This is a genomic window from Pseudomonas sp. R19M, from assembly GCF_050312585.1.
GTDB lineage: Bacteria > Pseudomonadota > Gammaproteobacteria > Pseudomonadales > Pseudomonadaceae > Aquipseudomonas > Aquipseudomonas palleroniana.
In genome coordinates this window covers 78,735-89,943 of record NZ_JBNPJV010000083.1, presented here as the reverse complement: position 1 = coordinate 89,943, position 11,209 = coordinate 78,735, and the positions used below count along the sequence as shown (strand labels likewise).

The following is an 11,209-nucleotide window of genomic DNA, read 5'->3' as shown; positions in this document are numbered from 1 at the left end:
GTGTCATCCACCGCAAGCATCATTGATAGACCGCTATCGGGAGCAAGCCCCCTCCCACAGGTCGGGTTGACAAGCTGGGGGGAGCGTAAGGATACTCGAGACAAGTCATACGACAACCTACAACAATAATGGAATCCACATGACCACAATCACCTCGCCCACACCCTTCAACCGCCTGCTGCTCACCGGCGCCGCCGGGGGCTTGGGCAAAGTCCTGCGTGAACGCCTGCGCCCCTATGCTCGGGTGTTGCGCCTGTCGGACATCGCCCCGATGGCCCCGGCCGCCGACGCGTCTGAAGAAGTGCAACCCTGTGACCTCGCCGACAAACACGCCGTGCACCAGTTGGTCGAAGGTGTCGACGCGATCCTGCATTTTGGCGGCGTGTCAGTGGAGCGCGCCTTTGAAGAGGTACTCGGCGCCAACATCTGCGGGACTTTCCACATCTACGAAGCCGCCCGCCGCCACGGCGTGAAGCGCGTGGTCTTCGCCAGTTCCAACCATGTGATCGGCTTCCACAAACAAGGCGAAATCCTCGACGCCCACTCCCCTCGCCGCCCGGACAGCTACTACGGTCTGTCCAAATCCTACGGCGAAGACCTGGCCAGTTTTTACTTCGACCGTTACGGCATCGAGACCGTGAGCATCCGTATCGGCTCCTCGTTCCCCGAACCGCAAAACCGCCGGATGATGCACACCTGGCTGAGCTTCGACGACCTCACGCAACTGCTGGAACGTGCGCTCTACACCCCCAACGTCGGCCATACCGTGGTGTACGGCATGTCGGCTAACCTCGACACCTGGTGGGACAACCGCTACGCCGTGCACCTGGGCTTTGTGCCCAAGGACAGTTCCGAAGTGTTCCGCGCCCAGGTCGAAACCCAGCCACCCATGGCTGAAAACGACCCGGCCAAGGTCTACCAAGGCGGTGCGTTTTGCGCGGCCGGCCCCTTCGGTGACTGAACCATGCCCGCTGAATTGATCGTCGACGCCCGCAACACCGTGGGCGAATGCCCAGTCTGGGTACCCGAGGAACAGGCGCTGTATTGGGTCGATATTCCCAACGGCGGCCTGCAACGCTGGAGCGCCGCCACCGGCCATCTCGCGGCCTGGAAAGCCCCGCAAATGCTTGCCTGCATCGCACGTAGCGACGCCGGCAACTGGGTTGCCGGCATGCAAACCGGGTTTTTCCAACTCACCCCGCACAACGACGGCAGCCTCGACACCACCCCCTTGGCGACCGTCGAACACCCGCGCGCGGACATGCGCCTGAACGACGGCCGCTGTGATCGCCAGGGCCGCTTCTGGGCCGGCAGCATGGTCTTGGACATGGGCCTTGGGGCCGCCGAGGGCACTCTTTATCGCTTCGCCGCAGGTGCAACGCCGCAGGCTCAGCTAAGCGGGTTTATCACCCTCAACGGCCTGGCCTTCAGCCCCGATGGGCGCACGATGTATGCCTCGGACTCGCACCCGTCGGTGCAGCAGGTCTGGGCGTTCGATTACGACCTGGAGAGCGGCACACCGTCCAATCGCCGCGTGTTCATCGACATGCACGCGCACCCCGGCCGCCCCGACGGCGCGGCCGTCGACGCCGACGGCTGCTATTGGATCTGCGCCAACGACGCAGGACTGGTCCACCGTTTCACCCCCGAGGGCCGCCTCGACCGCTCGCTCAGCGTGCCGGTGAAAAAACCCAGCATGTGCGCGTTCGGCGGCAGTCGCCTGGACACCTTGTTCGTCACCTCGATTCGTGACGACCACAGCGAGCAGTCCCTGGCCGGCGGCGTGTTCGCCCTCAACCCCGGTGCCCAGGGGTTACCCGAACCTACGTTTGCGTGTCGCAAGCCTGGGTGACGCTGGCACCTGTTGAGCGGCGTGGTCTCAAGGCGGGCTGTTTTTCAAGCGCCCCGCGGTGTCGATACTGACGACCACCGACAACCCCGGCCGCAGCCGCTCGCTCTCGGCCTGGTCGGGGTCGACCGTGATCCGCACCGGCACGCGCTGGGCGATCTTGACGAAGTTGCCGGTGGCGTTATCGGCCTGCAACAGGCTGAACTCCGAACCGGTCGCCGGGGAAATATGCTGCACAGTGCCATGAAACTTGCGGTGGTTCAGCGCATCCACGGTGAAGGTCACCGGCTGGCCGACCTGCACGTTGTCCATCTGGGTTTCTTTCATATTGGCGATCACCCACAACTGCGGGGGCACCAGGGCCATCAACTGCGCGCCGGAATTGACATAGGCGCCAAGGCGCACGCCAATCTGCCCCAACTGGCCATCACGCGGCGCGGTGATGCGGGTGTTGGACAGGTCGATGCGCGCCAGCTCCACCGCCGCCTCGGCACTGGCCACGGCGGCCTCCAGGGAACCGCGATTGACGATCACGGTTTGCAGATCCTGCCGGGCAATTTCCAGGCTGGCCTGGGCTTGGGCCACCGAGGCGATCGTCTGCGCGTTCGCCGCACGGGTCACGTCCAGCTCGCGCTTGGACACGGAACCGTCGCCGATCAGTTCTTCATTGCGGCGCAGGTCGGCAAGGCTCTTGCGCGACTGCGCCTGGCTATCCGCCAACGCGGCCTGGCGCAGCTTGATGGTGGCTTCGGCGCTGTTGCGCTGCTGCACCACATTGGCCAACGCGGCTTTCTGTACCGCCAATTGTGCCAGTGCCTGGTCGAGGCGCTGCTTGTAGATGCGGTCGTCCAGGCGCACCAGCAGGTCGCCGGCTTTCACGTACTGGAAGTCCTGCACCGGCACCTCAAACACATAACCGCTCAGTTGCGGGCCGATGATCGTCACCTGGCCGCGCACCAGCGCATTTTCAGTGGTCTCCACGGCGCTGCTGAACGGCGGCAATTGCCAGGCATACAACACGATCAACACACCGACGATGGCAATCGCGGCAAAGCCCAGCGAAGAGACGATGCGCACCCGCAACGAGCGCGGTTCGGTAATGGTCGAGCCCGGTGGGGTGCTGCCTTCCGGGGTCGAGGCAATGGCGTTGGTGGTCGTGGTTGTCGATTCGGTCATGAAGAAACGCCGCTGGGTTGAACGGGAGGAGTGGCTGCTCGGGTGGTGCTCATCAGCCATAGGCTGCGCAAAAAGATCCAGGTCATGGTCAGTATCGCGATGATCGCGATCAGCATGAAGACATCGTTGTAAGCCATTACGTTCGCCTCCCGGGTCGCGGCCGTGGCGAGGCTGCGGATGCCCATCAGGTTACGCAATTCCGGGTCGGCGACGATACCGCCATAGGCCGAACCGCCGCTCTGTACCCGTGCGGCCACGCGGGGGTCGAGCAAGGTCAAGTGCTCGACGATCATGCTTGAATGATACTTTTCGCGCACGATCTGGAAGGTGCCGAGCAGCGCTGCGCCGATCAGGCCGCCGAGGTTCTGGCAAATGCCGAACATCACCGAAAAACTCACCAGGTTGCGCGGGTTGGTCAGCACGTTCTTCGTGCCCAGCACCATGGTCGGCCCCAGGAAGAACGTACCGCCAAAGCCCAGCAGGAACTGACTGATATACAGGTTCTGCGGCCGGGTCAGGTTGCTGGAAAAACTGTCCATCACCGACCCCGTGGCCATCAGCGCCAGGGAAATCACCAGGGGCATCAACAGGTGCGCGGGGTTGATGGTCAACGCGCTGACCACCAGCCCGGCGATCGCGCCGGCCAGCATGACCACGTACAGCGTGTGCATCTGTTGGTAGCTCATGTTCAACATCTGCATGAACCCCACCGCGCCGGTGGACTGTTCGGACAGCACCATGCGAATCAGGATCACCGCCAGCGCCAGGCGAATCATGGTGCCGCTGCCCAGCCAGCGGGTCATCAGCATCGGGTTGGCGCGGTTATGTTCGATGGCCAGGCCGGCCATGATCAGTATCAGCGAGGCGGCCGAGGCGATGCCGATCCACGGCGCTTCCAGCCACCAGTCGATACGGCCCAGGGACAACACCGCGCACAGCAGCGCCACGCCGCTGGCGAGGATGGCGAAGGTGAGGAAGTCGAGTTTTTCAAAGGTCTTGAAACGGTCGCCCGGCGGCAGCTTGAGCAGGAACACACAACCCAGGCAGATCAGCGCCAAGCCCAGCTCGAACAGGTACAGGCCGCGCCACTCGGCAATCTGCAGCAAGTCTTCGGAGAACAGTCGCGCCAGCGGCAAGGCCAGCTGCGCGGTGCCCAACCCCAGGACCAGGGCTTTGAGGCGCCACTTGGCCGGGAATGCCTGGATCATGTAGTACAACCCCAGGGAACTCAGCGCCGCCCCCACCATGCCGTGCGCCGCCCGCACCGCAATGGCCGAACTGAGGTCGTTGACGAACAAGTGGCCGAAGGTAACCAGCGCATACAGCACCAGGAACACTTCGGTAAACGCGCGCAGGCCGAACTGCTGGCGGAACTTCACCAGCAGCAGGTTCATGCACACGTTGGTCATCACATAGGCGGCGGGCAGCCAGGCCATTTCGGCGGTGGTCGCCCCCAGTGCGCCTTGCAGGTATTGCAGGTTGGCGATGACCAGGGCATTCCCCAGCCCCCCGGTGATTGCCACCAGCACGCCCACCAGCGCGAACAGCCAGCGCTTGTGGGTGGGGTGCAGCGGCGTCGACGGCGAACCGGGCAGGCTCGGGCGTTCGTGGGGTTCCCAGGTATGGGGGGTGTATTTGTCCATTCGATGACCTAGATGAACCGACGGTTGAGGTCGGTAAAAGCACGACTCAGGGATAGTAAACCTGAGAGCCGCTCATCTTGCCATCTTGGGGTGGGGTTCCAGCCAGTCTGTGGCTGCTCGATGCTTCTAAAGCGCACTCCTGATCAGATCCACCCCAGCCAACTCCAGTAAGTCGCCGCAAATACCAGCATCAACCCATACCCCACCAGCGTCACCCAGACCCCGACCTTGGCGAATTGCCTGGCCGTAAACGTCGCCGTGCCCAGGCACACCATGTTCTGCGGCGCATTGATCGGCAGGATAAACCCATAGCTCATGACAAACCCCAGCAGCATGGTCATCCCCAACCGGTTGAACTCCCCCGGCAAGGTCTGCAACACCGCAATCAGGATCGGCAACAACGCCGAGGTCAGGGCCGTGGCGCTGGCGAAGCCCAGATGGATCAGGATCAGAAACGCGCCAAGAATCGCAAACACGCCCAACGGCCCCACCTGATCCAACCCGGTGTGCGCCACCACCTGCGAACCCAGCCATTGCCCGGCGTGGGTGGTCAGCAGCGCCGTGCCCAGGCTGATGCCCACGCCGAACACAATCACCGTGCCCCACGGAATGCGCGATTGCACATCCTTCCAGGTCATCACGCCCAGGCCCGGCAGCAGCAGGCACACCAGCCCGGCGTAGGTGGTCGAGGTGGTGTCGAAATTGTGCAGGCGCCCTTCCGTGGCCCAGGCCAACAACAGCAATACCGACACGGCGAGCAGGCGTTTCTGCGGGCCGGTCATGGGGCCGATGTCCAGCAGCGACTGCGCCACCGCTTCTTTACCGCCGGGGATGCTGTCGGTTTCCGGCGGCAGCAGCTTGAGCACCAGGTACAACAACACGGCCGACATAATCAACGCCCACGGCGCCCCGGCGATCAGCCAGTCGATCCACGACACGCGCTGGCCGAGCATCTTGTCCATGAAGCCGACGCTCAGCAGGTTCTGCGCCGCGGCGGTCTGGATACCGACGTTCCAGATGCTGGTGCCCTGGGCCACCACGATCATGATGCCGGCGGCGATGTTCGAGCGTTTATCGACGCCAAAGGCGGCGATCACGCCCATCATGATCGGCACCACACAGGCACTGCGCGCCGTGGCACTGGGCACCACCAGGCTGAGCAGGATCGTCACGGCAATCGCGCCGAGCAGGATGCGCCGGGTACTGGTACCGACGCGGCTCAGGGTCACCAACGCAATGCGCCGGTCCAGGCCGGTGTGGGTCATCGCCGCCGCAATGAACAACGCGCCCGCCACCAGCGCCAGCGCGGGGTTGGAGAAGCCGGTCAGCGCCATGCTGATGGCCGGGCTGGAGCCGATCAGTTGCGTCGGGGCTTGCAGCGAGGGTGCGGTGCCGAGCAAAAACGCCATGAGCGAGGTGATCATGATCGCGCTGGCTTCATAGGACACCGCTTCGCTGATCCACACCACCACGGCAAACGCGAGGATCGCCAGCATGCGCTGCCCAGCCACGGGCAGGTCGGCCGGCAGCGGCAACCACAGCACGCCGACCATCACCAGTACGGCGACCACCAGGCCCAGGGGTAACTTGAAGGATGCAGCGGTTGTAGCAGGGGCGTTCATGGGCGGCTCCGGGCCTCTGGATCGGGCCTGGAGCATGAGGCAAAGCGTCGCGTGGCGTGTTGACAGGTATCAACACCCTAGGCCAATAACTGGCTCAACACTGCGCGCAACTTGCCCGGCTTGACCGGCTTATTCAGCAACGGCGCATCCAGCCGGCGCAACGCGCGGCGGCATTGGTCGGTGCGGTCGGCGGTAATGATCACCGCCGCAATCTTCTGCCCGAAATGCTCGCGCAGGTGCTTGACCACCTCGCACCCCAGCACCCCATGGTCCAAGTGATAGTCCGCCAGGATCAGCTCCGGCGCCCTGCCCTGCAACGTCAGCAATGCGCCCGCCTGGTCGGTGGCGGTCAGCACTTCGCAGCCCCATTGGCCGAGCAATGCACGCATGCTGTCGAGGATGCTCACTTCGTTGTCGATCACCAGTAAACGCCGCCCCGGCAGCGGGTTGCCGGTCGTCGCTTGCACCGGCAGTTGGCTGATTGCCGCAGGCATCTCGGCGCTCATCGGCACCTCAATACTGAACATCGAACCACGCCCTGGCCAGGACCGCACCGCCACCGGGTGGCCGAGGATTTCGGCGATCCGCTCGACAATCGCCAGGCCCAGCCCGACGCCCTTGCGGTCCGCCGCACGGCCGACGTCGAGCTGGTTGAACTCCAGGAAGATTGCCTCCAGCCGGTCCGCCGCAATACCACGCCCGGTATCCCAGACCTCGAGGCGCAGGCGATCGCCCCGGCGGCGTGCGCCGAGCAGGATGCACCCCTCATCGGTATAGCGGCAGGCATTACTCAGGAAGTTACGCAAGATGCGCGTCAACAACCGCAAGTCGCTGCGGATCGCATAGCGGCCGGTGTGCACCCGCAGGTTCAACCCCGACGCCTGGGCCACCGACTGAAACTCCGAAACCAGCGGCGCAAATAGCTCATCGAGCCGATACACGGCCATGTCCGGCTTGACCGCCGCCTGGTCCAGGCGCGAGATATCGAGCAAGTCCGTCAGCAGGTCCTCGGCACCTTCCAGCGCCTGGTGCGTACGTTCCACCAGCACCTGCTCGACGCTGGGCAACTGCCGTTCGCGCAACGTGGCGATCAACAAACGGGCGGCATTCAGTGGCTGCAACAGGTCATGGCTGGCGGCGGCAAGGTATTTGTCCTTGCTGCGGTTGGCGGCTTCGGCGGCGTCGCGAGCGTAGCGCAGGTCCTGTTCGATCCGTTCGCGCTGGGCGATCTGCTGTTGCAGGTTGTGGTTGGCTTCCAGCAGTTCATCGGTACGTGCGGCCACCCGCTGCTCCAGCTCGTCGTTGAGACGGATGTAGCGCTTGCGTTCGGCCTCCAGCTCATCCAGCCGTGCAGTGAGTTCCGGGTAATGGCTCTTGCGCGCCGACTGGTCGCCAAGGCCCAGCAACCCGGCGAGGGCGCGCTGCTGGTCGTCAGAGAGCTTCGCCATAGACGACCTCGACGTCACGCTGGCTCGACTCCCGAGGGTTGGTGAGGATGCAGGGGTCGTGCATCGCATGGCGCGACAGGAACGGAATATCCGCCACACGCACCCCATGCAGGCCGAGGGTTTCGTGGAAGCCAATCGCATGTTTCAGCGCGATCAGATGGTCCACCAGGCGCCCGCAGATCTGTCGATGGTTGAGCCCCCGGCAGTCGATGCCGAACGTCTCGGCGATCACCTGGAAACGCTCCGGCGCCGAGTTGTAATTGAACGCCACTACATGCTCCACCAGCACCGCGTTGCACAGGCCATGGGGCAAATCGAGAAACCCGCCCAGGCTGTGGGACATGGCATGCACCGCGCCGAGGATCGCATTGGAAAACGCCAGCCCGGCCTGCATGCTGCCGAGCATGATCTTCTCACGCAGGGCGATATCGCCAGGGTTGGCGATCATCTGCACCAGGTTGCCGTTGATCAGGCGCATCGCTTCCAACGCGTGAGGATCGGTGAGCGGGCCGTGGCCGGTGGAGACGAACGCTTCGATGGCATGCACCAACGCGTCAATGCCGGTACAGGCCGACAGGAACGGGTCCATGCTGGCGGTGGTTTCCGGGTCGATCAGCGACACATCCGGCACCACCGCCTTGCTGACGATGGAGAACTTCATGCGCTCCTGCTGATTGGAGATGATCACGAACTGCGAGACATCCGCCGAAGTGCCGGCGGTGGTCGGTATCAGGATCAGCGGCGGGCTGGGCACGCGGAGGGTATCCACGCCTTCGAAATCGAGGATGCTACGGCCGTGGGCGACCACAATGCCGATGGCCTTGCCGCAATCCATCGGGCTGCCGCCGCCGATGGCGACAATCACGTCACAGTGGTGTTCACGGTACACCTCGGCACCGAGCATCACTTCCTCGACACGGGGGTTGGGCGAGACGGCGCTGTACAGGCAGTAATCGATGCCGAGCGCTTGCAGGCTGGCTTCGACATCGGCCACCCAACCGGCGGCAATCACGCCGGGGTCGCTGACCACCAGCACCTTGCGTGCGCCGAAGGTCTTGGCGTAATTACCGACGTTGTGCCGGCAGCCGGCACCAAAGATGATTTCAGGAGAAACGAATTTACGCAGCGGGCTCAGAGTCTGGCTCATGGGTAAGCCTGTTTTTATTATTTTGGAAGATGCGCTCCACACTAACCCATCCGGCTGCGATTGCAATCAGACCAAAGGGGCATCCTCCACACAGCACCGGCCAGCACAAGGCTGGCCGGCGGTGAATCAACGGCTGGCGAAGTACATGGTCACTTCGAAGCCGATACGCAGGTCGGTAAACGCGGGTTTAGTCCACATGGGCATGTCCTCTTGTTGTGCCGGAAGATCCCGGTCGGGTCATTAATGCATGGGGGGTGTGGGCGGCGAATGCTACTTTCGAAGTAGCGGCTGCAGTGCATTAGTCGCGGATGCTGGAAAATCAGAATATCGAAGCTGCACGGCACACCATGACCCAATGCCGCTCCCCCGACCAATCCCAACATTGAAATACGGTCCATGTGGGAGGGGGCTTGCTCCCGATAGCAGTGTGTCAGTCAACACCCATGCCGCTGACACACCGCTATCGGGAGCAAGCCCCCTCCCACATTTTTCTAACCGTGTTGCAGGCATTCGATGGAGCGATCCACCGTGGTCTTGGCTATTTCCAGCAAATGCCACACCGCCAAAATCTTCGCCCGTTCGGGGCTTGCCAGCAGTTCGCCGCAATCGAGTGCGGTGGCCGAGGCGCTGTCGAGCAGGCTGGTGGTGGAACATGTGGGAGGGGCGGTGCGACGATTCGACTTGCTCCCGATAGCAGTGTGTCAGTCAACACCTATGCCACTGACACACCGCTATCGGGAGCAAGCCCCCTCCCACAATGAATTGCATTGCAAGTTGAGGGTTAGAAGAAGCCCAGCGGATTGATGTCGTAGCTCACCAACAGGTTTTTGGTCTGCTGGTAGTGATCGAGCATCATCTTGTGGTTCTCACGCCCCACGCCCGACTTCTTGTACCCGCCAAACGCCGCATGCGCCGGGTACAGGTGATAACAGTTGGTCCACACCCGCCCGGCCTTGATCGCGCGGCCCATGCGGTAGGCGCGGTTGATGTCGCGGGTCCACAGGCCGGCGCCCAGGCCGAATTCGCTGTCGTTGGCGATCGCCAGTGCTTCGGCCTCGTCCTTGAAAGTGGTCACGCCCACCACCGGGCCGAAGATTTCCTCCTGGAACACGCGCATCTTGTTGTGCCCCTTGAGCAAGGTCGGCTGGATGTAATAGCCGCTGGACAGGTCTCCTTCCAGACGCTCGGCCGCGCCGCCGGTAAGCAGTACGGCGCCTTCTTGCTGGGCGATCTCCAGGTAGGACAGGATCTTGTCGTATTGCTGCTGCGACGCCTGGGCGCCGACCATGGTTTCGGTGTCCAGTGGGTTGCCGCGCTTGATCTTGACGATCTTCTTCATCACCTCGGCCATGAACGGCTCGTAGATCGACTCCTGCACCAGCGCCCGCGACGGGCAGGTGCACACCTCGCCCTGGTTGAAGAACGCCAGCACCAGTCCTTCGGCGGCCTTTTCAATAAAGGCCGGCTCGGCGCTCATAATGTCTTCAAAGAAGATGTTCGGCGACTTGCCGCCCAGCTCGACGGTGGACGGGATGATGTTCTCGGCGGCGGCATGCATGATGTGCGCGCCCACCGGGGTGGAACCGGTGAAGGCGATCTTGGCGATGCGCTTGCTGGTGGCCAGCGCCTCCCCCGCTTCGCGTCCAAAACCCTGCACGATGTTGAGCACGCCCGGCGGCAGCAGGTCGCCGATCAGCTCGGCGAACACCATGATCGACAGCGGCGTCTGCTCGGCAGGTTTGAGCACAATGCAGTTACCGGCCGCCAATGCCGGTGCCAGTTTCCACGCGGCCATCAGCAGCGGGAAGTTCCATGGAATGATCTGCCCGACCACGCCCAGCGGCTCGTGGAAGTGATAGGCCGCAGTGTGCTCGTTGATCTCGGCGGCGCCGCCTTCCTGGGCGCGGATGCAACCGGCGAAGTAACGGAAGTGGTCGGCGGCCAGGGGCACGTCGGCGTTGAGGGTTTCGCGCACGGCCTTACCGTTGTCCCAGGTCTCGGCCACGGCCAGCACTTCGAGGTGTTGCTCAATACGGTCGGCGATTTTCAACAGCACCAAAGCACGATCCTGGGCCGAGGTTTTGCCCCAGGCATCGGCGGCGGCGTGGGCCGCGTCCAGGGCCTTGTCGACATCGGCGGCGCTGGAGCGTGGGAATTCGGCGATCACTTCACCGGTGACCGGCGAAGTGTTGGTGAAATACTCACCCTTGAGCGGCGCGACGAACTCGCCGCCGATGTAATTGCCGTAGCGCGGCTTGAACGTGACGATGGCGCCGGGTGTGCCAGGTTGTGCGTAGATCATGATGAGGCCTCTGTCGGGGTCC

General features: G+C 63.3%; 9 protein-coding genes and 1 pseudogene. 2 read left to right on the top strand and 8 right to left on the bottom strand.

All coding sequences use genetic code 11. The features are described from left to right. Window positions 1–139: 139 nt before the first annotated feature. Window positions 140–961 (top strand): NAD-dependent epimerase/dehydratase family protein, encoded by an 822-nt coding sequence (locus ACQRBT_RS19025; protein WP_090370058.1) that lies wholly within the window; start codon window positions 140–142, stop codon window positions 959–961. 3 nt (window positions 962–964) lie between these two features. Next, window positions 965–1,852 carry an SMP-30/gluconolactonase/LRE family protein gene (locus ACQRBT_RS19020; RefSeq protein WP_411985053.1) on the top strand — a complete coding sequence of 296 codons (888 nt, stop codon included), beginning with the start codon at window positions 965–967 and terminating at the stop codon, window positions 1,850–1,852. A gap of 27 nt (window positions 1,853–1,879) precedes the next feature. On the opposite strand, the gene ACQRBT_RS19015 is transcribed toward ACQRBT_RS19020, so the two are convergent. The 8 genes and pseudogenes from ACQRBT_RS19015 to exaC form a co-directional block, all read right to left on the bottom strand. Continuing rightward, window positions 1,880–3,025: an HlyD family secretion protein gene (locus tag ACQRBT_RS19015; protein WP_060756781.1), complete on the bottom strand. Its 1,146-nt coding sequence runs from the start codon at window positions 3,023–3,025 to the stop codon at window positions 1,880–1,882. Further along, a complete protein-coding gene (locus ACQRBT_RS19010; RefSeq protein ID WP_060756782.1) occupies window positions 3,022–4,668 on the bottom strand; it encodes an MFS transporter in 1,647 nt (548 codons plus the stop codon). The genes ACQRBT_RS19015 and ACQRBT_RS19010 overlap by 4 nt, the downstream gene beginning before the upstream one ends. A gap of 143 nt (window positions 4,669–4,811) precedes the next feature. After that, entirely contained in the window at window positions 4,812–6,290 is a 1,479-nt protein-coding gene (locus tag ACQRBT_RS19005; RefSeq protein ID WP_412046268.1) for a DASS family sodium-coupled anion symporter, read from the bottom strand. A 77-nt stretch (window positions 6,291–6,367) separates the two neighbouring features. Further along, window positions 6,368–7,738 carry an ATP-binding response regulator gene (locus tag ACQRBT_RS19000; protein ID WP_412046269.1) on the bottom strand — a complete coding sequence of 457 codons (1,371 nt, stop codon included), beginning with the start codon at window positions 7,736–7,738 and terminating at the stop codon, window positions 6,368–6,370. After that, the gene (ercA, locus tag ACQRBT_RS18995; protein ID WP_104994217.1) at window positions 7,722–8,885 is read right to left on the bottom strand and encodes an alcohol dehydrogenase-like regulatory protein ErcA; all 1,164 of its coding nucleotides are present in this window, start codon (window positions 8,883–8,885) and stop codon (window positions 7,722–7,724) included. The genes ACQRBT_RS19000 and ercA overlap by 17 nt, the downstream gene beginning before the upstream one ends. A 126-nt stretch (window positions 8,886–9,011) precedes the next feature. Then, entirely contained in the window at window positions 9,012–9,083 is a 72-nt protein-coding gene (pqqA, locus tag ACQRBT_RS18990; RefSeq protein ID WP_010209364.1) for a pyrroloquinoline quinone precursor peptide PqqA, read from the bottom strand. 293 nt (window positions 9,084–9,376) lie between these two features. Further along, window positions 9,377–9,532, bottom strand: a pseudogene (locus ACQRBT_RS18985) (DUF6124 family protein); the annotation flags it as partial. A 134-nt stretch (window positions 9,533–9,666) separates the two neighbouring features. Then, on the bottom strand, window positions 9,667–11,187 hold the full coding sequence (gene exaC, locus ACQRBT_RS18980) for an acetaldehyde dehydrogenase ExaC (protein ID WP_411985049.1): 1,521 nt from the start codon (window positions 11,185–11,187) through the stop codon (window positions 9,667–9,669). Window positions 11,188–11,209: the final 22 nt, after the last annotated feature.